Source organism: Pseudomonas sp. R37(2017), from assembly GCF_002113375.1.
Classification (GTDB): domain Bacteria; phylum Pseudomonadota; class Gammaproteobacteria; order Pseudomonadales; family Pseudomonadaceae; genus Aquipseudomonas.
In genome coordinates, this window is record NZ_NEHO01000009.1 from 15,487 (window position 1) to 39,648 (window position 24,162).

The 24,162-nt window shown below is 62.9% G+C and carries 20 protein-coding genes; 10 read left to right on the forward strand and 10 right to left on the reverse strand.

Features of this window, described 5'->3' with window-relative positions; translation table 11 throughout:
- Positions 1-49: 49 nt before the first annotated feature.
- The gene (locus CAG47_RS16085) at positions 50-1,093 is read right to left on the reverse strand and encodes a Rieske 2Fe-2S domain-containing protein (RefSeq protein WP_085725844.1); all 1,044 of its coding nucleotides are present in this window, start codon (positions 1,091-1,093) and stop codon (positions 50-52) included.
- Between the two features lie 146 nt (positions 1,094-1,239).
- Between CAG47_RS16085 and CAG47_RS16090 the strand changes: the two genes are divergently transcribed.
- From CAG47_RS16090 to CAG47_RS16100, 3 genes are read left to right on the forward strand one after another with little or no spacing between them, the layout of a single operon-like run.
- Positions 1,240-2,079, forward strand: coding sequence for an SDR family NAD(P)-dependent oxidoreductase (locus CAG47_RS16090; RefSeq protein WP_085725845.1), 840 nt, complete (start codon positions 1,240-1,242; stop codon positions 2,077-2,079).
- The gene (locus CAG47_RS16095; RefSeq protein ID WP_085725846.1) at positions 2,066-2,992 is read left to right on the forward strand and encodes an alpha/beta hydrolase; all 927 of its coding nucleotides are present in this window, start codon (positions 2,066-2,068) and stop codon (positions 2,990-2,992) included. Before CAG47_RS16090 ends, CAG47_RS16095 begins: the two co-directional genes overlap by 14 nt.
- The gene (locus tag CAG47_RS16100) at positions 2,989-4,092 is read left to right on the forward strand and encodes a 3,4-dihydroxy-2-butanone-4-phosphate synthase (RefSeq protein WP_085725847.1); all 1,104 of its coding nucleotides are present in this window, start codon (positions 2,989-2,991) and stop codon (positions 4,090-4,092) included. Before CAG47_RS16095 ends, CAG47_RS16100 begins: the two co-directional genes overlap by 4 nt.
- A 411-nt stretch (positions 4,093-4,503) precedes the next feature.
- On the opposite strand, the gene surE is transcribed toward CAG47_RS16100, so the two are convergent.
- From surE to CAG47_RS16115, 3 genes are all read right to left on the reverse strand, one after another.
- Positions 4,504-5,481 carry a 5'/3'-nucleotidase SurE gene (gene surE / locus CAG47_RS16105; RefSeq protein WP_085725848.1) on the reverse strand — a complete coding sequence of 326 codons (978 nt, stop codon included), beginning with the start codon at positions 5,479-5,481 and terminating at the stop codon, positions 4,504-4,506.
- 77 nt (positions 5,482-5,558) lie between these two features.
- Positions 5,559-6,938 (reverse strand): DUF1329 domain-containing protein, encoded by a 1,380-nt coding sequence (locus CAG47_RS16110; protein ID WP_085725849.1) that lies wholly within the window; start codon positions 6,936-6,938, stop codon positions 5,559-5,561.
- A 23-nt stretch (positions 6,939-6,961) separates the two neighbouring features.
- Positions 6,962-8,539, reverse strand: coding sequence for a DUF1302 domain-containing protein (locus CAG47_RS16115; RefSeq protein ID WP_085725850.1), 1,578 nt, complete (start codon positions 8,537-8,539; stop codon positions 6,962-6,964).
- Between the two features lie 264 nt (positions 8,540-8,803).
- Here CAG47_RS16115 and CAG47_RS16120 point away from each other — a divergent pair, with 264 nt between their 5' ends.
- Complete coding sequence (locus CAG47_RS16120) at positions 8,804-10,546, forward strand: FAD-binding protein (RefSeq protein ID WP_085725851.1); 1,743 nt, start codon at positions 8,804-8,806, stop codon at positions 10,544-10,546.
- Positions 10,543-11,421: an SDR family NAD(P)-dependent oxidoreductase gene (locus tag CAG47_RS16125; protein WP_085725852.1), complete on the forward strand. Its 879-nt coding sequence runs from the start codon at positions 10,543-10,545 to the stop codon at positions 11,419-11,421. The genes CAG47_RS16120 and CAG47_RS16125 overlap by 4 nt, the downstream gene beginning before the upstream one ends.
- A 161-nt stretch (positions 11,422-11,582) precedes the next feature.
- On the opposite strand, the gene CAG47_RS16130 is transcribed toward CAG47_RS16125, so the two are convergent.
- The 6 genes from CAG47_RS16130 to CAG47_RS16155 all read right to left on the reverse strand — a co-directional run bounded on the left by CAG47_RS16130 (position 11,583) and on the right by CAG47_RS16155 (position 18,227).
- Positions 11,583-13,163, reverse strand: a complete 1,581-nt coding sequence (locus tag CAG47_RS16130; protein ID WP_085725853.1) for a FadD3 family acyl-CoA ligase — start codon at positions 13,161-13,163, stop codon at positions 11,583-11,585.
- Positions 13,164-13,235: 72 nt separating this feature from the next.
- On the reverse strand, positions 13,236-13,982 hold the full coding sequence (locus tag CAG47_RS16135) for an SDR family NAD(P)-dependent oxidoreductase (protein ID WP_085725854.1): 747 nt from the start codon (positions 13,980-13,982) through the stop codon (positions 13,236-13,238).
- Between the two features lie 203 nt (positions 13,983-14,185).
- Entirely contained in the window at positions 14,186-15,268 is a 1,083-nt protein-coding gene (locus CAG47_RS16140) for a ferredoxin--NADP reductase (protein WP_085725855.1), read from the reverse strand.
- A gap of 13 nt (positions 15,269-15,281) precedes the next feature.
- Positions 15,282-16,037, reverse strand: a complete 756-nt coding sequence (locus CAG47_RS16145) for a glucose 1-dehydrogenase (RefSeq protein ID WP_085725856.1) — start codon at positions 16,035-16,037, stop codon at positions 15,282-15,284.
- Positions 16,025-17,704 carry an FAD-binding protein gene (locus CAG47_RS16150; RefSeq protein ID WP_085725857.1) on the reverse strand — a complete coding sequence of 560 codons (1,680 nt, stop codon included), beginning with the start codon at positions 17,702-17,704 and terminating at the stop codon, positions 16,025-16,027. The genes CAG47_RS16145 and CAG47_RS16150 overlap by 13 nt, the downstream gene beginning before the upstream one ends.
- Before the next feature lie 7 nt (positions 17,705-17,711).
- On the reverse strand, positions 17,712-18,227 hold the full coding sequence (locus tag CAG47_RS16155; protein WP_085725858.1) for a flavin reductase family protein: 516 nt from the start codon (positions 18,225-18,227) through the stop codon (positions 17,712-17,714).
- Between the two features lie 370 nt (positions 18,228-18,597).
- Here CAG47_RS16155 and CAG47_RS16160 point away from each other — a divergent pair, with 370 nt between their 5' ends.
- The 5 genes from CAG47_RS16160 (at position 18,598) to CAG47_RS16180 (ending at position 24,158) form a co-directional block, all read left to right on the forward strand.
- Positions 18,598-19,782, forward strand: a complete 1,185-nt coding sequence (locus CAG47_RS16160) for a flavin-dependent monooxygenase (protein WP_085725859.1) — start codon at positions 18,598-18,600, stop codon at positions 19,780-19,782.
- A 124-nt stretch (positions 19,783-19,906) separates the two neighbouring features.
- Positions 19,907-21,028, forward strand: a complete 1,122-nt coding sequence (locus tag CAG47_RS16165; RefSeq protein WP_085725860.1) for an LLM class flavin-dependent oxidoreductase — start codon at positions 19,907-19,909, stop codon at positions 21,026-21,028.
- A gap of 696 nt (positions 21,029-21,724) precedes the next feature.
- Positions 21,725-22,084: a DUF6124 family protein gene (locus CAG47_RS16170; protein ID WP_085725861.1), complete on the forward strand. Its 360-nt coding sequence runs from the start codon at positions 21,725-21,727 to the stop codon at positions 22,082-22,084.
- A gap of 284 nt (positions 22,085-22,368) precedes the next feature.
- Complete coding sequence (locus tag CAG47_RS16175; RefSeq protein ID WP_085725862.1) at positions 22,369-23,265, forward strand: VOC family protein; 897 nt, start codon at positions 22,369-22,371, stop codon at positions 23,263-23,265.
- An 11-nt stretch (positions 23,266-23,276) separates the two neighbouring features.
- The gene (locus CAG47_RS16180) at positions 23,277-24,158 is read left to right on the forward strand and encodes a CoA transferase subunit A (RefSeq protein WP_085725863.1); all 882 of its coding nucleotides are present in this window, start codon (positions 23,277-23,279) and stop codon (positions 24,156-24,158) included.
- The last annotated feature ends 4 nt before the right edge of the window (positions 24,159-24,162 follow it).

Genomic DNA, 24,162 nt, shown 5'->3' on the forward strand with positions numbered 1-24,162 from the left:
TGACGGGCGGCTGCCGTTCAGGCCCCTGGCGGGCGAAAAGCCGCTGGCGTCAGACCGGTTCGCCGGCGCGCACGACAAACTTCTTGTGGTCCTTTACGTCCGCCGACAGCGCTTCGACGTCGGTGTAGAACTGCTCGTACCAGCGGCGCAACTGGTAGACCGGACCGTCGCCGTCACACAGCAGCGGGTTGTCGACGCGGGTCTTGCTGTGCCAGATGGCCACGTCTTCGTAGAAGGCTGCCTGAGCCTGCGCCACGTAGGCCTTGGCCATTTCCCGGTTCTGCTCTTCGCTGAGCCCCGGGATCTTCTTCACCAGCACGCCGTAGCGCAGGGTGAAGCTGTCCAGATCGATCGGCACGTGGCAGTTGAGCAGGATCGAATGGATCGGCTGGCCGTTCATGGCACCGGTCATTTCGGTGATCTGGTAGGCCGGGCCGTAGTAGGTGGCGACCGTGGTCAGCACGCTGTCACCCGACAGGCGTTCGCTGCGAGCGCGCATGACTTGCGTGGCCAGATGGCCTTCGAAAACGTTGCTGAACTCATCGATCGGCGCGCCATGCACGGTATCGAAGTGCGCCATGTCGGCGACGTTGTCGATCAGCTCACGGCAGTTGGTATCGATCTGCAATTCGGCAACTTCCCAGGCCGCCCACTCGTCACTGAAGCAGGCGTCGATGCGCGGGATGCGCTGTTCCGGCAGCGGCGGGTTGCCTTCAGGGTCGTTCCAGACGAACAGCAGCTGGTTCTCCTCCATGATCGGCCAGCTTTTGATTTTGGCCCGGGGCGGGATGCGCTTGGCATAAGGGATGTCATCGCACACGCCATCGGCGCCCCAGCGCCAGGCGTGGAACGGGCAGCGGATAGAGTTGCCTTCGACGCAACCGGTGCTCAGGTCGGCGCCCATGTGCGGGCAGTAGCCATCGAGGATGTGCAGTTCGCCGTCTTCACCCTGGAACGCCACCAGACGGGTGCCGAATACGTCCAGGCGATGGGCCTTGCCGTCGCGGTATTGCGCGGCCAGGCCCAGGCAGTGCCAGCCACGGGCATAGCGCTCTTCCAGCAGTTTGGCTTCGATGCGGTGCAGGGTACTCATCTTATTATTCTCCCAAGGGATCACGGGGTTGGCGCATGTAACGGATTCTGCCGCCCCTGTAAAAGCGGGCATCGTCTGAATGGACGATGGCTGCTTTAGACAGGCCCGCTCTACTGGCGCCATTGGACCCATGGCAGGAGTAGGCGATGAGTAATGAACAAGGGCCGGTAGCGGTGATTACCGGGGCCGCCAGCGGTATTGGCCGAGGTCTGGCCGAACACGCGGCGACACTGGGCATGCGCCTGGTGCTGGCGGATCGGGATGCAGCGGGCCTGCAAGCCCTCTGCGACCAATTGCAGGACAGCGGTGTGCAGGCGATTGCCTGCGTCACCGATGTCGGTGATGCGGCGCAGGTCGAGCGCTTGCGTGACCAGGCTGTCGAGCACTTTGGCGGGGTCGACCTGCTGTTCAACAACGCTGGCGTGATGCAGACCGGTTTCAGCTGGGAAATCACCGAGGCGCAATGGCAGCGCATGCTGGACGTCAACCTCAACGGCGTGATCAACGGCATTCGCAGCTTCGTGCCACTGTTGCTCAGTCAGGGGCGGACAGCCCATGTGATCAACACGGCGTCCCTTGCCGGTTTGGTCAGCAGCCCGTTGATGGCGCCGTACAACGTGACCAAGCAGGCCGTGGTCGCGCTCTCGGAAACCTTGCATTACGAACTCGCCATGCTCGGTGCGCCAGTGTCGGTTTCAGTGCTGTGCCCGGGGCCGGTGGCCAGTGAAATCATGGCGTCGAACCAAGTGGTGGACAGCGCCGGAACCGACTTCAGTCAACTGCTCGACAGCACCATTCGCCAGGGGATGACCCCAGCGGAACTGGCCGCGCAGGTGTTCGACGCGGTTGCGCAAAAACGTTTCTGGATCCTGCCCCACAAGGGTTTCAAACCGGCCCTGGAGCGCCGTGTACAAAGCATCCTGGGCGAGACCAATCCGCAGTTTCAAATGGCCGACGTAGAGGACGATGCCCATGCCGCTCGATAAGCAGATCGCTGGGGTTCTCCAGCAGTTTCGCGACATTCCGGAGCCCGATTACAGCCAGGTCGATGCCGCTCAGTACCGGCAGTTCTCCGACAATATGCTGCCGGCCATTCCCGGCGATCCAATGAGCGAGGTTCGCGACTTGCGGGTGGCCGGCGCGGACGGTGAACTGGACGCGCGGCTGTACCGGCCATCGGAACAGCCCAACCTGCCGTTGCTGGTGTTTTTCCATGGCGGTGGATTCGTCATGGGCAATCTCGATACTCACGACAATCTCTGCCGTTCGCTGGCCCGGCAAACGGAGGCCGTGGTGGTGTCGGTCGCCTACCGATTGGCGCCTGAACACAAGTTTCCGGTCGCACCGCTCGATTGTTATGCGGCGACCTGCTGGCTGGTGGCGCATGCGGCCGAGCTTGGCTTAGATGGTGGCCGACTGGCCGTGGCCGGCGACAGTGCCGGTGGCAATCTGGCGCTGGCGGTCAGTCAATTGGCGGCGCAACGCAAGGGACCGAAGATCCGCTATCAATGCCTGTTCTACCCGGTCACCGATGCGGGATGCGACAGTCAGTCCTTCGAGGAGTTCGCCGAGAGCTATCTGCTATCCGCCAAGGCGATGCGCTGGTTCTGGCAGCAATACCTGCAAGAGGATGGCCAGGCGGATGATCCGTTGGCCTCGCCATTGCGAGCCGAGAGCCTGGCAGGCTTGCCGCCGACCACGTTGTTCACCGCCGGCTTCGATCCGCTGCGGGACGAAGGCGAGGCATTGGCCGAGTGCCTGCGCGAAGCAGGCGTGCAGGTACGCGTACAGCGTTACGAAGGCATGATCCACGGCTTTATCAGCATGGCGCCGTTTGTGGAGGCTGCGGCCTGGGCGCTGACAGAAGCGTGCGCCGATCTGCGCGGGGCACTCAAATGAGCGGCCTGGCGTTCAACACGGTGCCGCAACTGATCGAGGCCATCGGCGCCGGCCGGATGGTGGTGATCACCGACGACGAACACAATGGCGAAGGCTCGTTGCTGATGGCCGCCGAACAGGCCGGGGCCGAGGCCGTCACCTTCATGGCGGTGCAGGCACGGGGGCTGATTTGCCTGGCCCTGACCGAGCAGCGCTGCCGCGCGCTGGGCCTGGACCTGATGGTGCCCAACTCCCGGGCGCAACATGGCGTGGGATTTACCCGCTCGATCGAAGCCGCCACCGGGGTGTCCACCGGCATCTCGGCAGCGGATCGGGCGCGGTCGATCCAGGTGGCGGTCGATCCGGCCAGCGGCCCGGCGGACCTGGTGCAACCGGGGCATATCTTTCCGGTGCAGGCCTTGCCCGGGGGCGTGATGCAGCGCGCCGGGCATGTCGAGGCGGCTTGCGATCTGACGCGGCTGGCGGGACTGCAACCGGCGGCAGCCCTGGTGGGCATTCTCAACGAAGACGGTGAGCTGGCTCGTGGCGCCGAGTTGCATGAGTTCGCCCAGCGTCACGGCTTGCGGATCGGCACCATTGCCGACCTGATTCACTACCGCATCCTTCACGAAGGCACGATCGAACGCGGTGGCGAATATCCGTTGCGCACCCGCCACGGTGAGTTCCAGGTGACGACCTATCAGGACACCTACCAGGGCTCGCTGCACCTGGCGCTGGTCAAGGGCAGGATCGACAGCAGCCAGCCAGTGCTGGTGCGGGTGCAAGGCATCGAGACGTTGCGTGATGTGCTGGGTTGTGAAAGCGAACAGTGGACCCTGGATCGTTCGCTGGCCTCTATCGCAGCGGCCGGTAGCGGCGTGTTGGTGCTGCTGGCGCAAAAGGAATCCGCCGAGGGCGTGCTCGAACAATTGCGTCAGCGCAGTGGAGGCAAACACCGGCCGCCACAGTTTCCGCAACGGACCCTGGGCATTGGCGCGCAGATCCTGCGGGACCAGAACGTGCGCAAAATACGTCTGATGAGTTCGCCAGTGCCGTACACCGCCGTGTCCGGGTTTGATCTGGAAGTGACCGAGTTCGTGCCGTTCCAGCCAACAGTCTGAAACCAACACATAACCCTGTAGGAGCGAGCAAGCTCGCGATGGCGGAGTGTCAGTCAACATCGATGTTGCATGTGCCGGCCTCATCGCGAGCATGCTCGCTCCTACAGTGATTTTTGGATAACCGCGGATGTTGCATGCACTCGTTGACCCTGTAGGAGCGAGCATGCTCGCGATGGCGGAGTGTCAGCCAATATCGATGTTGAATGTGCCAGCCTCATCGCGAGCCTGCTCGCTCCTACAGTGATTTTTGTATGCCCGCAGATGTTGCATGCACTCGTTGACCCTGTAGGAGCGAGCATGCTCGCGATGGCGGCGTGTCAGGCAACATCGATGGTGCATGTGCCGGCCTTTTCGCGAGCAGGCTCGCTCCCACAGTGATTTTGTGTGCACCTGCGGGGGAGCTGTATTGGTTTAAGGCTTGATCCCTCGCAACATCTTCTTCGCCTGATCCTGCACGGCCTCTGGCGCGGTCATGTTGCCGTCGATCACGGTGATCACCGCGTGGCCCTGCCAGAGTTGATAGGCATCGGCCTTTTGCTGGGCTTCGGTCGGTGTCGACGGTGGGGCCAGGTTGACATGGACCACGCCGTCGGCACCGCGCTGCGAGGTGAAGTTCACCCGGTCCCAATTGCCGATCGGGGCGAAGCTCACGCCTTTGACTTCGCTGGGCGGCAGGGGCGGGTAGTTGAGGTTCAGGCCGCTGACACCCGGCAGGCCAAGCACGTTCAAATCACAATGCTGTTTGTTTTTCGCGCAAACCTGTTTGGCTTCGGTACCGGCCAGGCTCGCCTGTTCGATGACCTTCACGGCAAAGCGCGCCGTGTCGTCCATCGCGTCGAGGGTCTTGCGATAGCCTGCCTGTTGGTCACGGATGATCAGGTCCATATCGATACCCGTGGACACCGCCACCGCGGGTATCCCCTTGAACATCGCGCGAACGGCGGCGTTGAGGGTGCCGGACATCTGCGTCAACGGGCCGACGTTTTCACCAAAATTGCTGCCGGACACCACCAGGTCGGGCGGTGAATCCTTGAGGATCACATCGAGGCCGACGTTGACCGCATCCACAGGCGTACCGATTGCAGAGGTCTTGCCTGCAGGCGGTGTGTAGCCTTGCGGCGGGCCGACGCAAAACCGGCCCGGCGCCAGTTCGGTCACCGCCAGGGCCTGGCCTGGTACGACCACGCTGGCGGCGCCGATGCCGCTGCTGTCGTTCAACGGCCCGACCAGCGTGACCTTGTGCCCGGCGGCCGTCAGGGCGCGGTACATCGCATCGATGCCGGGCGCGCGGCAGCCATCGTCATTGGTCAGCAGGATGTTCAACGCATTGGCTTGCATCGACAGACCAACGCTGGCCAAGGCGATGACGCCGGTGAGGAGTTTGTTCATGAGCGGTTTTCCGTGGGTGGAGCGGATGTGCAAAGCATAACGCCCCGACCGAATGAATCGGTCGGGGCGTCAGGGTTTTAGCGGGTGCCGAGTTTGCGCAGGTTGCCTGGGGTGAATTCGTCTTCGGTGAAGGCGGTGGCGTTGAGCTTGGCCGGTTTCTGATCGATCAGCATCCGGTCAACCAGATAGGAACCGGCGATCAGGTCGTGATAGATCCCGAGGCGAGCGTGGTAGCGCTGCATCTCGTAGGCGTAGATCGACGTCTGCATGTTGGTGCGCCACAACTGGCCACGGCTGTCGTAGTTGTCGGCCAGGGTCGCGGCCCAGGTGTCCTCGTCCAGGTACATCACACGCTTGGCGTACACGTGGCGGGCACCCTCCTTGAGGTTGGCTTGCAGCACCCAGACGCGGTGTTTTTCATAGCGCATGTACTGCGGATCGACGTGGCCGATGGTGTCCAGGATCTGATCGGTGCTCACGCTCGGGTCATCGATCTTGTAGTTGTGATAAGGAATGTAGATTTCCTTTTTGCCGACGATGGTCCAGTTGTAGCGGTCCGGTGCACCGTTGAACAAACGGTCTTCGTCGTACACGCGAAAACCACCGGCACCGGTCGGCGAGTCGTAGCCCACGGTGGGCGCACGACGCACCCGGCGCTGACCCGGGCTGTACTGCCAGGCCTGGCGCGGCGAGGCGGTCGGGTTGATGAACTCGTGGCCGACGATGATCTCGCCTTTCTTGCGCACCGGTTCCAGCGTGGTGAGCAGGAAGTTGGTGAGGATGCCGTTGGATGTCTCCAGGGTTTTGTCCGGGCTGGACCAGATCGAGAAGATCTTGTAGTTGACCTCTTCGATCACTCGCTCCTTGTTGGAGTACACCACGGCCTGTCGGTAGTTGGCCTCTTCGGCGGCGGCACGGCCGGCGAGGGTGTGGTTGAACATCAACTCACTGCCATTCTTGGGAATAGGGAACGGTGAACCGGCCCAGGCATTTTTCGTGTCGTTGTTATCGTTGACCAGCTCAGCGTTGACGGCGTTTTGCTTGACCGCCTCTACCAGTTTCGGATCGACGCGGAAATCACGGTGGCTTGGGTACACCGGGATCTTGAAGGTGTCAGGGTAGCGTTTGAGCAACGCCTTCTGGCCATCGGTGAGGTTGTCGGCGTACTTGTCCATGTTCCTGGCGTCGATCACGAACAGCGGTTTTTCCGCCGCATACGGGTCCGGGTATGGCGTGCCGGGGCCGTCGAACTTGAGGCCCGGCGGCAGGCCAAGCCATTTGCCGCTCCAGGCCGGGATGCTGCCGTCGGCGTTGCCGGCTTTCTCGGCACCCATCGGGGTCAGGTCCTGGCCCAGGCGGGCGGCTTCTTCGGGGCTGACCTTGGCGTAGGCCAGGCCACTGCCGAGCAGGCCGACGGTCAGTGCGGTGCTCAATAATGTTTGGGTGAATCTGGACATGCTGTGCTCCTCCGATCGGGGAATCAGAACCGGTACTTGAAGTTGAGCGCGACGTTGTCGCGGTCGGCCAACGGGCTGTTGTTGGCGTTGCCGAGGTAGGCGTTGTAGCGGGCCTCGACGGTGAAGTTGCCCAGGTAGCGCCACGAGCTGCCGATGCTGGCGCGGTTATCGTTCTGGCCGGCGTTGATCGAGCCGACCATTGAGCTGTCGCCGTTGGCGGCGGCGCTGAAGGTGACAGGCACCGACATGTCCCAACCGCTGAACACGTCGTTGTAGTCAAAGTTCGCCTGCACCGTGTAGCCCCAGGCATCGCGGTCGTAGACCAGGCTGTCGGTGCCCGGCAGCGCGAAGCCTGGCGCCAGGGTGACCGGCTGCGACTTGTCGTTGCTGACCACGGTGTTGTAGACCAGTTCGCCGGTCAGGGTGGTGTTGTCGGCGAAGGAGGTCGGGCCGAGCACGTAGATCATCGACGTTTGCGCCTGCACGGTCTTGCCACGCACGGGGCTGGAGAAACCGTTGTCGACCATCACGGGCGTACCGTCGCGGTAGCTGACTTCACCGGCCCAGCTGACGTCGCCCAGCACGGTGGCGAAACTCGCGCCGAACAGGTCGATGTTGTCGAAGTAGCGCACTTGGTAACGGCCCAGGGTCGAGGCGAAGTCCAGCGACGGAGTCTTGTCGTGGTAACGCGAGTAGTAGATACCGAACTCGGTGTTGTTCAACGACTCGGCGGCGTAGGTAAAGGCCAGACCGTACTGGCCGCTGTCGCTCGGCTTGTCATCCTTGAGGCGGGTGACGAAACCGGAGGCGTCGTTGAAGCCGCCCTCATCGATGAAGTCGGTGGTGGAGAAGTAGCTACCCACGCCGAACAGCTCGGTCTTTTCCCACTTGTATTGGTAGTAGGCCTGGACACCCAGGCTTTCGGTCAGGGCGAACTGGGTGAACAGTTGGCCGACCGGCAGCAGGATTTCCTTGACCTCGACGCCCGGGGTGGTCGCCTTGGTCGCGTCCACCGGGCTCTGGGCCGCGGAAATACCCGGATAGAACAGGCTCTCACCCCAGCTCACCACCTGGTTACCCAGGCGCGCGTTAAGGGCGTGGCCGCTCACGTCCCAGGTGCCATAGGCGTAGTAATCGAGCATGCGCAATTCATTGCGATGCTGGTCGATGGTGTCCTGGGGAAAACGGTCAGGCTGGCTGCAATGGCCACCGGCGAAGCAGTTCGAGGTGCCGGTGGTGTTGTCGTTGTCCTGATCGTAAACGTTGTCGTAGAAGCCGGTCGCCCGGACGAACACGCCGTAGTCGTCTTGCCACTTGATGTTGGCTTCGGTGAGAAAGCCGCTGCGGTTGTTGATCAGGCTGCCTTTGTCGAATGCGTTGTCGCCGTCGTTGGCGTTGGCATTGGCGGTCAACTTGTGATCGCGAGACTCGGTCCGCCAGGCGAGGCTGTAGGTCAGTGTGGTGTCCCAGTCGATGCTCAAGTCTTCGCTTGGCTGGAAGCTCATGGCGTTGACTTGAGCGCTTAGTCCGCCAGCCAGCATCAATAGAACAAGCTGTACGCGAGTGTGCTGTGTTGGTGGGGCGATTATTGTTTTTATCATGTCGTCCTCATGGCCCAGGTCAGACCTGCCTGACCTGCATTTCAGGGGATTGTTGGTGCTGTGGGCGACTATGGAGTCACGACTTGCGCGCAACATCGTCCAAGCGGACTAAGCGATTTGTACGGGAGGACGCAGTCCCGGCCTTAGTCTTATCGGACGATGAACACCCGGCGCGCGCGGCGAACAATCCCGAGACCGACTGCACCGGGCGAAGATCCGGCGGTGGCGGTTTCTGCCTGATGGGCGCTGAACAAGGGTGATCGCATGAACGCTGCCGGGATCAAATGGGACGAGTGCTGTGATGTGTTGGTGATTGGCTCGGGAGCCGGGGGCATGACCGCTGCGCTGCGTGCCCATGACCTGGGGCTGAACGCGCTGCTGATCGAGAAAAGCGGCGAATATGGCGGCACTTCGGCGGTGTCCGGCGGCGGCATCTGGATTCCCGACAACCACCGGATCAAGGCGCTGGGTGGCAGTGATTCGGCGGCCGAAGCGATTGCCTACATCCGTGCGGTGACCCATGGCGAAATCGACGATGGGCGTATCGAAGCCTACGTCGAGCACGGTCGGGAGATGGTCGAATATCTGGAGAAACACACCCGGGTGCGCTTCGAGGCCCAGCCTCGCTATGCCGATTACTACCCGGAAGTCGAAGGCGGCAAACCGGGCTATCGCTCGATGGATCCGCAACCCTTCGATGCCGCCGAACTGGGCGAAGAATTTTTGCGCATGCGCCCTCCGTCCCCGGGCACCCTGATGATGGGGCGCATGGCGATGACCATGAAAGAGGCGCAGGTGCTGTTGTGTCGTGGTCCCGGCTGGTTGCGCCTGACCCTGCGGGTGATGTGGCGCTACTGGCGTGATCGCGAGGGCCGGCGTCTGTCCCGTCGAGACCGTTTCCTGACCCTGGGCAATGCCTTGATCGGTGCCTTGCGCTGTTCGTTGCAGGATCGCGGCAAGTCGCTGTGGCTCAACTGTGCGTTCGAAGAGCTGGTGCTGGTCGGCGACCGGGTCGGCGGGGCACGGGTCAATCGCAACGGCCAGGTGCTCAACGTCAAGGCGCGCCATGGCGTGATCATCGCCGCCGGTGGTTTCGAGCGTAACCAGGCGATGCGCGAGCAGTACCTGCCGCAACCGTCCCAGGCGACCTGGAGCGCCACGCCGCCGAACAATACCGGCGACGGCATTCGCGCCGGCCAGGCCATCGGCGCGCGGACCGCGTTGATGGAACACAGCTGGTGGGCGCCGACCACTTGCGTCAAGGGCGAAGAAAAGCAACGTGCGTTGTTTGTCGAACGCACCCTGCCGGGCTGCGTGATGGTCAACGCCGCGGGCGAGCGTTTCGTCAATGAGGCCGCACCCTATACCGACATCGTTTACGCGATGTACGCCAACAACCGCGAAGGCGCCGCGAGCGTGCCGTGCTGGATGGTGTTCGACGCCGAGTTCCGCCGCAAATACCCGTGCGGTGCCTTGCTGCCGGGATATGCCCAGCGCGATTGGCAATTGCCCGAGCATCTTCGCGACTACTTCCACAAGGCGTCGAGCCTGGAAGAACTGGCGACGAAGATCGGCGTCGACGGCGCCGGGCTGGTCCGCACCGTGCAACGCTTCAACGGCATGGCCGAGCAGGGCGTCGACGAGGATTTCCACAAGGGCGACTCGTTGTTCGACCGCTACTACGGCGACCCGAACGTGCAGCCCAATCCTTGCCTGGCGCCGTTGCGCAAAGGACCGTTCTACGCGGTGCGTATCGACGCCGGGGACATCGGTACCAAGGGTGGTCTGCTGACCGACGTGCACGCCCGCGTACTGCACGAGGACGGGCAACCGATCAACGGCCTGTATGCCATCGGCAACAGCGCCGCCTCGATGATGGGCCGCACCTATCCGGGTGCCGGTTCGACCATTGGTCCGGCCATGACCTTCGGCTACCTGGCCGCCAATCACATCAAGCGCCAGAGCGAAACCGCTTCGGCGAAAACCTTGTTCGGGAGTGTTGAATGAATCAGCCACGTCAACAAGTCGCTGTCGTCACTGGCGCCAGTCGCGGAGTGGGCCGGGGCATTGCCCTGGCCCTTGGGGCGGCGGGCATGACGGTGTATGTCACCGGTCGTGCCCCGGCCCAGGGCGGGTCGAACCTGTACGGCCATGCCTTGAACGGTTCGTTGCAGGACACCGCTGCCGCGATCACCGCCGCCGGAGGGCGCGGTATCGCGGTGGTCTGTGATCACGCCGATGACGCGCAAGTCCAGGCACTGTTTGCGCAGGTCGAAGAGGAATGCGGGTATCTGGATCTGCTGGTGAACAACGCTGCGTTCATCCATGACCAATTGATCGAGCCGGGACCGTTCTGGGCCAAGCCGCTGGAACTGGTGCGCATTCTTGACGTCGGTCTGCGCTCGGCCTACATCGCCAGTTACTACGCAGCGCCGCTGTTGCTGAAAAGTGCTCAAGGCCTGATTTGCTTCACTTCGTCGTTCGGTGCCGGCTGTTACATGCACGGCCCGGCGTACGGTGCGCAAAAGGCCGGGGTCGACAAGCTGGCGGCCGACATGGCGATCGATTTCGAAGGGCAGGGCGTGGCGGCGTTGTCGCTGTGGCTCGGCCCGCAGCTGACCGAACGCACGAAGATTGCCGGCGAGCAACATGGCGAGCAGTACCAGGCGTTCCTGGCTCACGCCGAAACCCCGCAATTCAACGGGCGGGTGATTCACGCATTGCTCAATGATCCGCAGTTGATGGCGTTGTCCGGGCAGACCCTGATCACCGCCGAAATCGCCCCTGGCTACGGCATCAGCGAAGCCGAAGGCCGCCAGCCACCGTCCCACCGCGCCATGCTCGGCGACCCGCGCCAACAGCATCCGGCGCGGGTGGTCTGATTCGTCCGGGCATACACAAAAAACTGTGTCGGGCGGGAAATCCGAGTACACCCCGACCCCTGTAGGAGCGAGCATGCTCGCGATTGGGCCAGATCAGACAACAGTGATGTTGAATGTTCTACCGCAATCGCGAGCATGCTCGCTCCTACAGGGGGTTGTGTTTAATCTGCGGGCTGCAGCGCCCACTCGCGCAATACATTCTTGGTCACTTTGCCCGCCGCGTTGATCGGCATCTTCTGCAGCACCTGCACGCGGCGCGGCACCTTGTAGTTGGCCATCTGTTCACGGCACCAGGCGAGGAATCGGGCCTTTTCGATTTCCATCCCGGGGGCAGGCAGTAGAAACGCCATCGCTACCTCGCCAAGACGCTCATCGGGAATACCGATCACTGCTGCCTGGGCCACACCCGGATAGGTCAGCAGGTACTGTTCGATCTCCGCCGGGTACACATTGAAGCCGCCGGTGATGAACATGTCCTTGAGGCGGTCGGTGATGCGCAGGTAACCCTGTTCATCGAGCATGCCGATGTCGCCGGTGTGCAGCCAGCCGTCGGCGTCGAGTATTTCCTGGCTGGCTTCGGGGTCGTTGAGATAACCCTGCATCAGGTTGTAGCCGCGAATCTGCACCTCACCGGGGATGTTGGCCGATTGGCTGCGACCGCTGTTGCCGACACAACGCACTTCCACCCCCGGCATCGCCCGGCCGCTGGTATTGGCAACCAGTTCCGCCGAGTCGCCGGAGCGGCAGATCGTGGCGAAACCGCAGACTTCCGTCAGGCCATACGCTGTGACGATGGTGGCGAAGCCCAGTTCGTCGCGCATGCGGTGGATCATCTCCACCGGAATCGCCGCCGCCCCGGTCACCGCCACGCGCAAGGCGCTCAGGTCGAATTCGTTGCGTTGTGGATGGGCCAGCAACGACTGATACAACGTCGGTGGCCCGGGCAATACGGTGATGCGTTCGCGCTGCACGCATTCGAGCACGGCCTGCACGTCGAACACCTGCTGCGGCAGGATGGTGCAGCCACGCATCAGCGCCGCAAGCCAGCCGGCCTTGTAGCCGAAGGAATGGAAGAACGGATTGACGATCAGGTAGCGATCGCTCTCGCGCAGACCGACGATATCGCTCCAGTCGCGCACGATGCGCAGGTTCTGGCCGTGGCTGGTCATCACGCCTTTGGGTTTGCCAGTGGTGCCGGAGGTAAACAGCACGTCGGACAAGGCCTGCGGGCCAACGCTTTGCTCTCGGGTGCGCAAGGCCAGGTGCGGCACGTCGGCCGCCAGATCCATGAACCGCTCCCACGCCAGGGTGCCCGCATTGGCGCCGCGCACACTGACAATGTGGCGCAGCTCAGGCAGGTCTTCCGAGGTCAACATGGCGGGGTAGTCCGCGCCGAGGAATTCGCCGATGGCAAACAGCACGCAGGTGCCGCTCTCGCGCAGGATGTAGCCGGCCTCTGCGCCCTTCATCCGGGTGTTGAGCGGCACCAGGGCCGCGCCGACACTTTGCAGGGCGCCGGCGGCGACGATCCATTCCCACACGTTCGGCGCCCAGATCGCCACGCGGTCGCCGACCTGTACGTCGAGGGCCAGGAGTGCGCGGGCAGCCTGGCGGCGCAATTGGTCCAGTTGTCGGTAGCTGATGGTGTGGCCCGCGTCCTCGATGGCCGGGCGGTCGCCGTAGGCCTGGGCGGCGTTGGCGAACAGTTGAGCAATGGTCGATGCGGTGGCGACAGGCGGCATGGGGCCTCCCCGGTTAGAAGACAAGTACGAAAAAGGGAGTAGGCCGGGCAGGGCGCCCGGCCGGATCGAGAATTACTGGGCGGGCGGGGCGAAACGACGGCCGGCGGAGAAACCACCGTCCACGGCGATCATCTGGCCGCTGACAAAGGACGCTTCGTCCGAGGCCAGGAACAGCGCGACGTTGGCTACTTCGTCTGGTTGCCCGGAACGGTTGAGCATGTGCTGCGAGGCGAAAAACGCGTGGAACGCGTCGTTGTCACGGACCATGCTGGTCATCGGCGTTTCGATCAGGCCCGGGCACAGGCCGTTGACGCGAACGTTGGCGTAGCCGAAGTCGATGGCCATCGAGCGGGTCAGCTGGTTGATGCCACCCTTGGACACGTTGTAGGCGACGTTGCCATCGCAGCCTTGCAGGCCGAAGATCGAACCGACGTTGATGATCGAACCACTGCGCTGCTCGACCATCGATGCCAGCGCGTATTTGCTGGTGAGCATGCTGCCGGTCAGGTTGATGTCCATCACCCGTTGCCAATTGGCGGTGGTGGTCTGGGTCACGCTGCCCTGATCGGCGACGCCGGCGGCGTTGACCAGCACATCGATGCGACCGAAGCGGCTGATGACTTCCTGCATGACCTGCTGTACCTGCGCTTCGTCACGCACGTCGAGGGTCATGAACAGGCCGGGGAAGTCCGCAGGTGCGCTGCCGATGTCCAGTGCGACCACTTGCGCGCCTTCGGCCGCGAAACGGCGCGCGCAGGCCAGACCGATCCCCGAAGCGCCGCCAGTGACTACCGCGACCTTATTCTGCAAACGAGCCATAACTGCACCTCTTTATTGTTGTGGGCTAATGCTGTGGCCGAGTCTAACCGCAGACCGGGCAGACATGATCGTCCATTGAGACTAGTGCTGTAGGAGCGAGCATGCTCGCGATGGACGCCCGGACGACACGGGCATCCAGGCGCCCCGCGTTATCGTTGACGACCATCGCGAGCATGCTCGCTCCTACAGGGGAATGCGTATCTTCAGTCGGGGAATTTCAGGCGCACACGGGCCCCGGTCGGGCGGCTCTGGCAGGCCAGTGTCCAGCCGTCGGCCAGTTCCTTTGGCGTCAACACGTCGTTGCGCGCCAACTGGACCTCGCCTTCCTTGACCACGCACATGCAGGCCCCGCAGAAACCTTCTTCACAGGATGACGGCACGTCCAGGCCGGCAGCCTTGCAACTTTGCAGCAGGGTGTCACCCGGCTGGCAGGCGATTTCGTGTTGCTGGCCGTCGAGTTCGACGATCAGCGCTTCGCACTGCGACCCCATCGCTGCCTCGCGGGCGAGGGCCTCCTCGGCCAACAGTTCGTCGGGGTCAGGCGGTGAGACGAAACGTTCGACATGAATCCGCTCGGCCGCTTCACCCAGCGCCAACAGCGTACGCTCCACAGTGTCCATGAACGGGCCGGGTCCACAGATGAAGTAGTCGCCGCCGGCCGATCCGCGCAGCAGATGACGGACCTGATGGTCCGTCAGGAACCCCTGCACCGAATCGAGGACGTGCACCGCGTGCAGTTGATCAGGATGCGCCTTGATCAACCGACACAGCTCGTCCTTGAAAATCACCGACGCTTCATCGCGGTTGGCGTAGATCAATTTGATCGGCCGCCGGCTGCTGTGCAGCACCGACTTGAGAATGGAGAACACCGGGGTGATGCCCGAGCCGCCACCGAACAAGACCAGGGGCCTTTCGGTGTCCGCCTGCGGGTCCAGGCAGAAAAGCCCGGCCGGTGGCAGAACCTCCAGCCAGTCGCCGACCCGGACTTCGTTCATCCAGTTCGACACCCGGCCACCGTCGACCCGTTTTACCGTGACCTTGGGCAGCGCATCCGCGAGGGGCGAGCTGGCCATGGAATAGCAGCGGGTCAACAGTTTGCCGGCGAAGGGCACGCGAAAACTCAGGAACTGGCCCGGTTTGTAGCGAAAGCGCTCACGCAGGTTTGGCGGTACGTCCAGCACCAGCGAGCGCGCGTCAGCGGTCTCGTCGATCACCGCGCACACTTGCAATGAGACACTTCCCGTCGTCGATTCAGCGGGGGTCAGGTTCTGTTGTTGCGTGCCCATATTCACCTCGACCTCAGAGCCCGCTGATCAGTTGGGCGTTGTCGACGCGGATCTCGGCGCCGTTGACGAATCGCGACTCGTCGGTGGCCAGGAACAGCACCACGTTGGCAATGTCCCGGGGTGCGGCCATACGGTTCATCGGATCCTGATCGAGGGCTTCCTGCGGAATTGGCTGACCACCGGCCAGGGCCTGGGTCATCGGTGTATTCACGCCATCGGGGTGCACGCTGTTGCAGCGGATGCGGTAGCCCTGCTGCTTGCAGTGCAAGGCGATGGAACGGGTCATCGCCGCCACCGCGCCTTTGGACGCCGAGTAAGCGCAGAACATCGGCATGGCGCCCAACGCAGCGACCGACGACATGTTGATGATCGAGCCGCCACCCGTTTCCTTCATGGCCTGGATCGCGTACTTGCAGCCCAGGAAATAGCCTTCGCCGTTGATCTTCTGCACCTTCTGCCACAGCTCCAACGTGGTGTCTTCGATGCTGCCCAGGGCCAGGATCGCGGCGTTGTTGACCAGTACATCGAGGCGGCCGAAGTGTTCGACAGTGGTTTTGATCACGTGTTGCCAGTCGCTTTCGCTGGCGATGTCGTGGCGGATGAACAGCGCGTTGGCACCGATTTCCGCAGCGGCCTGGCGACCGGCTTCCTCATTGAGGTCGGTCAATACCACCTTGGCGCCTTCGCGGGCCAGCAGCAGGGCGTCTTCGCGACCGATGCCGCTGGCGGCGCCGGTGATGATGCAAACTTTGCCTTCTACACGTTGCATTGTTGTTCTCCTGATCGTGCGGTTTGAAGTGCGAATTGGTCAGCCACGTGGGCAGCAGCCCGGCGGCCGGAATAAATGCAATCGGCCAGGGACAGGCCGGAGACATACAGGTTGGAAGCGACCCCGACCGCATTGCGGCCGGCGCTGTAGAGACCGTTTATTGGCTGGCCGGCGTGGTCCAGCACCCGGCCACTGGCCTCGCAGACCTTCAGCCCGCCCAAGGTGATGACCGGGCAGGGAAACAGGCGGCTGGTGAAGGACAGGTCGAGGGCGTACCACGGTCCCTGATCGAGATCGGTCAGCATCGCCGCAGACTTGCCGAACTCGTCGGCAACCTCGCCTCGTGCCGCGCGGCTATAGCGTTCGACACTCTGGCGCAGCAGTTCCGGCGGCAGATTGCAGCGCTTGGCCAACCCGGCCAGGCTGGTGCTTCGTTTAGCGTTGAACACCAGGTTGAGCAGCACCGGCAGGCGCTGGAAATTCCACACCTTGCCCGGACCGACCTGACGCAACGCTTCGCCTACCAGCGCGCGATTGAGTATCAGGATGGCGCGACCGTCCTGCTCTTCGACCATGGCGTGGCCGAGGGTCGCGCCGTAGACCTCTTCGTTGGCGTAACGTTGACCACGGGCATTGACGATCAACCCGCGCGCCCAGGCCAAAGGCGGGTTGATGAAGCGCCAGGCGCTGACCTTGTCCATCCGTGCCACGCTGCCGCCGGCACTCTGGCCCAGGGCGATGCCGCTGCCGTTGCATCCGGTGGCACCCAGTGGCAGGCCGGCCAGGTACTGCGGCGCGTGCTGGCGCACCAGATCGCGATTGAAGATAAATCCGCCGCTGCTCAACAGCACCGCCTGTTCGGCGCGAATCAATTGCCGAATGGCGCCGGTCTGTTCGATGCGCCGCTGACGGACACGCAAGCGGTCGGCCAACGCCGGTGCGTACATATGAATGGCGGCGGCCCAGCGTGACAGGCGCGCATGTTGTCTGGCGGCGCGGCTACCGGGGGGCAGTTGCCAGGCTTCGACGCCGATGACCCTGTCGTCGAGGTCGAGCACCAGCCGCCGCACTTCGCACTGGCTACGCAGACGAGCACCGTGACGCAGGGCACTGGCCTTGAGCGGGGCGAACAGGCTCGCGCCGGACATGCCCGGGCCTTTGGTGCGATGGCCGCGAGGTGCCGGTTTGGCGTGGGTGGCATAGGCCGGTACGGCTTCGTTGCCGGAGTAATAGAGGTAGTACTGGTCACTCGGGTACGAGGTTTTATGCGGCGGCACGCTGGCTTCGAAGGCGGCGCCCTGTCGCTCCAGCCAGGCCAGTTGTTCTCGGCTGCCTTCGCAGAACGCCCGCAATGTCTCGTGGCTGACGGCCTCGCCGACTTCCTGACGCAGATAATTGAACATGGCATCGCTGGTGTCTTCATGACCCGCCTGACGCTGATACGGCGTACCGCCGCCGGCATAGACCACGCCACCGCTGAGCGCCGTGGCGCCGCCGCCTTCGAAGCGATCCAGGGCGAGCACTGACAGGCCGCGAGTGCTGGCTTCGATGGCGGCACAGGCGCCGGCCCCGCCAAACCCGACGATCAGCAAATCGCAGCGGTCATCCCAGGGCAACTGGTCGGCGCTGTTCACTCGCAACGCCGTCAACCGGTTCAGGCTGTCCATGTTCAGTTCAGCCTGCGGCCGCTAAGGAGGGTGCTGGTTTGGCGGTGGTGGTGTAGCTGCCGTCGAGGTACACCAGCGGGGTGATGGCTTCAGTGGTGTGGATCTGCAGGATGCGACCGATGAACACGGTGTGGGTGCCGTAGCTGAAGTGGCCGTCCTGGCGGCAGAGGATCGCCGATTGTGCGTCGCCCAGGTAAGGGATGCCGCCGGGGCTGGTCTGCCAGTTGCCGCGGTCGAAGCGTGCTTCACCCTTGATTGCACCGCTGCACAGGTTTGCGAGGTCTTGTTGTTCAACGCCCAGGATGTTCACGCAGAAGTCGGCGCCGGTCGCCAGGGCTGCGTGGGGCGAGGCGGTCTTGTTGACGCAGATCAGCAGCGACGGCGGCTCGGTGCTCAGGGAGTCGACGGCCGTGGCGGCCATGGCGAAGCGTTCGGAGCCGTTGCTGGTGCTGATAATGGTGACGGACTTGGCCAGGCGGCGCATGGCCTGGAGCATGTCGGCTTTGAGGTTGGCGTCGTTCATCGCACTGGGCCTTTTTGTTGGTTGGGGGAGTGCGATGGATTCTTGCGCTGGCTCTGGTCCGGGGCATCGTCCGAGGGGACTAGGCTTGGCGGCCTTGGCGGCCTTTTCTGTAGGAGCGAGCATGCTCGCGATGGACGTCAACGAAAACGCGTACTGCCTGAATGCCCGCGTTGTCCTGGCGTTCTTCGCGAGCATGCTCGCTCCTACAACACATCCCTTTCAGATACACCCCTGTTCCCCAACCCCACATGGTCCGTTTGAGGGATGCCCGCCGCTTTGCGCATTGTTTGAATGCCAGTGTAGGGGCGCTACACCCGCCCTGCTGCACGCGCGCCCCGGCGGATGGGGTGAACAAAGGAGAACAATAAAAATGCTCAATCAAGACCTGATTCGCCAGCGTCTGAGCCAACGTGCCCGTGAGTTGGTGCCGATCCTGCGTGAGCGTGCCCTGAACGCCGCGCAGGCCGGCCAGTTGCCTGAAGAAACCCTGAAGGATTTCCACGACGCCGGGTTCTTTCGCATCCTGCAACCGTCCCGTTGGGAAGGCTATGAGCTGGAGCCCAGGGATTTCTTCGACGTACAGATGACCCTGGCCGAGGGCTGCATGTCCTCGGCCTGGGTGTTGGGGGTGGTGGCGATCCACAATTGGCAATTGGCGCTGTTCGATGACCGCGCGGCCCAGGATGTCTGGGGCAGCGACTCCAGCGTGTTGATCTCCTCTTCCTATATGCCGGTGGGCAAGGTCGAGCGGGTCGACGGTGGTTTCAAGTTGAGCGGGCGCTGGGGCTTTTCCTCCGGCAGCAAGCATTGCGACTGGGCGTTCCTCGGTGCGCTGGTGCCGCCTGCAGAGGCGGGTGGGGCGCCGGATTATCGGACGTTCCTGGTGCCGCGCAGCGACTACCGGATTCTCGACAACTGGAACGTCATGGGCCTGGAAGCCACCGGCTCCCACGACATTCTGGTGGAAAACGCCTTCGTTCCCGAGTACCGCACCCATCGCGCGCTCGACGGTTTCATGCAGAACAGTCCGGGCAACGCGGTGAACACCGCACCGTTGTTCCGTTTGCCGTTCGGGCAGATTTTCGTGCGTGCCGTTTCGTCGTCCGCCATCGGTGCCCTGCAAGGCGCGGTGGATCAGTTTGTCGAGCACAACCGTGCCCGGGTCGGGGTCAATGACGGTCGCAAGATGGTCCAGGACCCGGCTGCGCAATCGGCACTGGCCAATGCCATGGTTTGCGTCGATGAGTGCAAGACCGTGCTGCATCGCAACTTCGCCCTGATGTTGGAGCGCGCGCAAAAAGGCGAGCCGTTGAGCATGCCCGAGCGGGTGAAGATGCGTTACGACTCGGCGCTGGTGGCTGACAAGTGCGCCAGGGCCGCGGGTGAGCTGATGTTCAACAGCGGCGCCTCGACGATCTTCCGCAGCCATCCGATCAACCGTGCATTCCGCGACATCCACACCGGTCGCGCCCACGTCGCCAACAGCCCGGCCAAGTACGCCTGGAACCTCGGCGGCGTGAGCATGGGGCAGGACAGCAGCGATTTCTTCCTCTGACGATTTCGCCTGAATCAGCTAGTCCGTTTGCGTGATTCGAGCGCCCCGTCGATGCACGAGCATTGAGGGTAAGGCGAAGGTCTACGGCGCCGACTGCGCATCCAAATAAGCACAAGGATCAACCATGAAATTCTCCCTGATTTACGAAGCCCAGACGGTGGATTCCAGCCGCGAAGGCGACCGCAAGATTTTCCAGGACACCGTCGAACAGGCCGTGCTCGCCGACAAGCTCGGCTTCGACACTTTCTGGTGCGTGGAACACACCGCGCTGAGCAACTACTCGCACATGTCCGCGCCGGAAACCATGCTGGCTTTCGTGGCCGGTAAAACCGAGCGCATCGGCATCGGCCACGGCGTGGTCTGCCTGCCTCCGGCGATGAACCACCCGGTCAAGGTCGCCGAGCGCGTCGCCACCCTCGACCTGTTGTCCAAGGGCCGTGTGCACTTTGGCGTGGGCAAGGGCGGCACCCAGCAGGAAGCCGGTACTTTCGGCTACGACCTGGCGACCTTGCAGCCGCAGATCGACGAGATGATGTACCTGATCCCGAAGATGTTCGTGCAGGACGAAATCGAGCACAACGGCGACTTCGTGCAGATCCCCAAGCGCCCGATCCATCCAAAGCCTTACCAGGACCCGCACCCGCCGATGTACCTGGCGTGCACCAACACCGAGTCGCTGAAAAATGCCGGCGGTCGCGGCATGGGTGCTCTGGTGCTGGGCTTCGGTGGCCCGGAAGAAATCGCCAAGAAGGTCGAGGTGTACCACCAGGCGTTCGACAATCGCGATGAGAAAAAGCAGGTCGGTTTCCGCCCTAACCGTCACATCGCCGCACTGTGCCCGGCCATCGTGCTGGACGACAACGCAGAAGCGCGCCGCATCGGTATCCGTGGCCAGCGTTACTTCATGGAATCCCTGGGCTACTGGTACGGCGGCGGCGAGCGTCCGGATCCGGAGAAGTGGAAGGACGACACCTTCGTCGATGGCAACGGCCAGAGCGTGATCAAGTCGCGCTTCGCGTCCGAAGAAGTCAGCGTCGACTTCTCCGACCCGACCATGGCCATGATGAACCCGAACCACGCCTACGGCACCGTCGAGGATTGCATCGGCTACGTGCAGCGCCTGATCGATGCCGGCGCCGATGAAATCCTGTTCATCTGCCAGATGGGCACCGTGCCGCAGTGGGCGCAGCTGGAGACCTTGAAGAACATTGGCGAGAAGGTGATTCCGCACTTCCGCAAGGGTTGAAAGTTGACGCCAAAGGCGTGAACACCGCATCACCCCCGTGGGAGCGAGGTTGCTCGCGAAGAGGCCGGCACATTCAACATCTGTGTTGCCTGATACACCGCCTTCGCGAGCAGGCTCGCTCCCACAGTTTGATCGCTTTTCAGGTCCGGCACAGACGTCGGGCCAACTTTCCAACGGGTCCCCAAGGCCCGTTTTTTTATGCCCGCCCCAATCCTGACCACCACATACCTCTGTAGGAGCGAGCATGCTCGCGATGGTCGTTAACGATGACGCGGGGCGTCTGGATGCCCGTGTTGTCTGGGCGTTCATCGCGAGCATGCTCGCTCCTACAGGTTATTGCGCAAGTTCGCGCCTGTTTAACGGCTGTAAGCGTTACTTGATGAAAGCTACAACGCCTTGCGTCGTTGCCTACAGGTACGCCAGAATCCGCCGGCTTGTGCGCCTTGGACCCCCTCGGTAACTTGATTCGCGTCACTGCTCATCAGTGATCGGGTTTAGTCGCCCGTTGTGACGCGAAGCGCATTTTCATCCCATACAGTCAGGCCATTTCATGTCCTGCACTTCATGGTAGCTGTGCGCAGGGCGCCTTCGGGCGCGCCGGTTTCGCGCTCCACCGGTCGACTAACCTGCGTACAGCTGCCGCCTTCTTGTTTAGTCGCAAGTCGGTGACGGCTCCACATCTTGGAGCATGCAATCATGGTCAAACCTTCACCCAATCCACCGGACTCCGATCCAGCATCCCCATACGAACCCGATTCAAAAAAACTCAACGAGGCCGCCGAGCGTGCCCTCGCTTACCCCTTCCCCTCGACCGCCGACATCAAAGCCACCCCTCGAACGATCAGCACGCTGTTCAGCGTCGATCCCGAGGCCACGACCGAAACCCTGGTGGTCTATCTGGTCGAGACCCTGGCCTCGGTGGACGTGATGGTGCATCAACTGGTTGATCACCTGGAGGGCGGTGACCGCCATGCCCTGTTGGGCATTTCCAACAGCGTCATGCTGGCCGAGATCACGGCGAACCGTGTGCTGGATCAAATCGACCCACCTGCATAAATCCGCAACACCACCAACCCCTGTAGGAGCGAGCATGCTCGCGATAGCGGTCTGTCAGGACCATTGATGTTGGCTGGTGCGCCTTCATCGTCGGAACGCCGCCCGGAGCATGCCGCAAGCGGGCACTCGCTCCTACAGTTTTTGATGTGCGTACCCCATCAAATCCGCTAGTCCCATTGGACGATGTTGCCCCTCGCCGAACCCGTTTGAATAGGCCCTACATAAAGTCTCCCCCGGCAGTCGCCGAAGGGCGGCACCGCCTGAGAAAAACGAGGAGTGCATCCATGGATATCCGCGGTCTGGGTTACGTCACCCTGTTATCCAGCGACCTGGCGCAATGGCGCCATTACGCAAGCCAGGTGCTGGGCATGATGGTCATCGGCAGCGATGACGACGAGCACCTGTACCTGAAGATGGACGAGCGCCACTACCGCATCCTGGTGCAGAAGAACGCCGACAACGGTTTCGGTGCCTGCGGCTGGGAAGTCGCTGGCAAAGCGGCGCTGGAACAGGCGGTCAGCGAGTTGCAACAGGCCGATGTGCAGGTGACCCGTGGCAGCGTGGCCGAGGCCGAGTTGCGCAAGGTCCAGGAGTTGGTGCACTTCAGCGACCCGGATGGCAATCGCCACGAAATCTTCTGGGGCCCGTTGCAGGACTTCGCCCGCTTCGTTTCGCCGGTGGGCGTCAAAGGTTTCGTCACCAACGACCTCGGCATGGGCCACGTGGTGCTGCCAGCCCCGGCCTTCGAACGCTGCCGCGATTTCTACGAACAGGTGATGGGGTTCGGCCTGTCGGACCTGATGAAAGTCCGCTTCACCCCGGACCCGGCCGAGCCGCAAAAACGTATTCACTTCCTGCACTGCAACAACGGCCGCCACCACTCGCTGGCGATTTTCGAGTGCCCGATGCCCCACGGTTGCGTGCACATGATGGTCGAGGTCAACGCGCTGGACGAAGTCGGCCGCGCCCTGGACCGCGTCCACGCCAATGGCGTGAAGCTGTCGGCCACCCTTGGCCAGCACACCAACGACCAGATGATTTCTTTCTATATCAAGACCCCGTCCGGGTTTGACCTGGAGTACGGCTGCGATGGCCTGGTGGTCGACTGGGACCGCCACACGCCGTTCGAAAGCACCGTGGTCAGCCACTGGGGCCACGACTTCAGTGTCGGTCGCCAATGAGGAACAAGACGATGGACAAGCAAATGACCACCGCCGAGATTGTCGGCCAACTGCGTGACGGCATGACCATCGGTATCGGTGGCTGGGGGCCGCGCCGCAAGCCGATGGCGCTGGTGCGCGAGATTCTGCGCTCGGACCTCAAGGACCTGACGGTAGTCGCCTACGGCGGCGCCGATGTCGGCATGCTCTGCGCTGCCGGCAAGATCAAGAAACTGGTGTTCGCCTTCGTGTCCCTGGATTTCATTCCGCTGGAGCCGTACTTCCGCAAGGCGCGCCAGGAAGCGGCGCTGGAGGTGATGGAGATCGACGAAGGCATGTTGCTGCTCGGTCTGCGGGCGGCGGCGATGAACGTACCGTTCATTCCAACTGCGGTGGGCCTGGGTACTGATGTGCTGCGCCACAACCGCCAGATCAAGTTGATCGCCTCGCCCTATGCCGATGGCAAGGATTGGGTTGCCATGCCGGCGCTCAAGCTCGACGCGGCACTGGTGCATGTCGACCGCGCCGACAAACGCGGCGTGTGCCAGATCAGCGGCCCGGATCACTACATGGACGACCTGTTCGTGCGGGCCGCGACCCACAGCTACGTGACCTGCGATGAACTGGTCGACAGCGAGTATTTCCATCAGGACGCCGCCCACGCCCACCAGGTGTTCTGGGAACGCAACCTGACCACCGCCGTGGCCCACGTGCCGGGCGGGGCGCACCCGTCGTCCTGCGCGCCGCTGTACGGTTTCGATGTTGCGCACTTCAAGGCCTACAACGCCACGGTCCAGGTGGCCGACGGCTGGCAGGGCTATGTCCGCGACTACGTCGACTGCACCCACGAACAGTATCTGGAAAAGGTCGGCGGCCTGGCTGCGATCCGTGAACTGCCGTTGCCGATTTTCTAAGGAG

Coding starts and splice junctions, on each gene's coding strand:
- CAG47_RS16085 (WP_085725844.1), bottom strand. CDS start 1,093: ATGAGTACCCTGCACCGCATCGAAGCCAAACTGCTGGAAGAGCGCTAT.
- CAG47_RS16090 (WP_085725845.1), top strand. CDS start 1,240: ATGAGTAATGAACAAGGGCCGGTAGCGGTGATTACCGGGGCCGCCAGC.
- CAG47_RS16095 (WP_085725846.1), top strand. CDS start 2,066: ATGCCGCTCGATAAGCAGATCGCTGGGGTTCTCCAGCAGTTTCGCGAC.
- CAG47_RS16100 (WP_085725847.1), top strand. CDS start 2,989: ATGAGCGGCCTGGCGTTCAACACGGTGCCGCAACTGATCGAGGCCATC.
- surE (WP_085725848.1), bottom strand. CDS start 5,481: ATGAACAAACTCCTCACCGGCGTCATCGCCTTGGCCAGCGTTGGTCTG.
- CAG47_RS16110 (WP_085725849.1), bottom strand. CDS start 6,938: ATGTCCAGATTCACCCAAACATTATTGAGCACCGCACTGACCGTCGGC.
- CAG47_RS16115 (WP_085725850.1), bottom strand. CDS start 8,539: ATGATAAAAACAATAATCGCCCCACCAACACAGCACACTCGCGTACAG.
- CAG47_RS16120 (WP_085725851.1), top strand. CDS start 8,804: ATGAACGCTGCCGGGATCAAATGGGACGAGTGCTGTGATGTGTTGGTG.
- CAG47_RS16125 (WP_085725852.1), top strand. CDS start 10,543: ATGAATCAGCCACGTCAACAAGTCGCTGTCGTCACTGGCGCCAGTCGC.
- CAG47_RS16130 (WP_085725853.1), bottom strand. CDS start 13,163: ATGCCGCCTGTCGCCACCGCATCGACCATTGCTCAACTGTTCGCCAAC.
- CAG47_RS16135 (WP_085725854.1), bottom strand. CDS start 13,982: ATGGCTCGTTTGCAGAATAAGGTCGCGGTAGTCACTGGCGGCGCTTCG.
- CAG47_RS16140 (WP_085725855.1), bottom strand. CDS start 15,268: ATGGGCACGCAACAACAGAACCTGACCCCCGCTGAATCGACGACGGGA.
- CAG47_RS16145 (WP_085725856.1), bottom strand. CDS start 16,037: ATGCAACGTGTAGAAGGCAAAGTTTGCATCATCACCGGCGCCGCCAGC.
- CAG47_RS16150 (WP_085725857.1), bottom strand. CDS start 17,704: ATGGACAGCCTGAACCGGTTGACGGCGTTGCGAGTGAACAGCGCCGAC.
- CAG47_RS16155 (WP_085725858.1), bottom strand. CDS start 18,227: ATGAACGACGCCAACCTCAAAGCCGACATGCTCCAGGCCATGCGCCGC.
- CAG47_RS16160 (WP_085725859.1), top strand. CDS start 18,598: ATGCTCAATCAAGACCTGATTCGCCAGCGTCTGAGCCAACGTGCCCGT.
- CAG47_RS16165 (WP_085725860.1), top strand. CDS start 19,907: ATGAAATTCTCCCTGATTTACGAAGCCCAGACGGTGGATTCCAGCCGC.
- CAG47_RS16170 (WP_085725861.1), top strand. CDS start 21,725: ATGGTCAAACCTTCACCCAATCCACCGGACTCCGATCCAGCATCCCCA.
- CAG47_RS16175 (WP_085725862.1), top strand. CDS start 22,369: ATGGATATCCGCGGTCTGGGTTACGTCACCCTGTTATCCAGCGACCTG.
- CAG47_RS16180 (WP_085725863.1), top strand. CDS start 23,277: ATGGACAAGCAAATGACCACCGCCGAGATTGTCGGCCAACTGCGTGAC.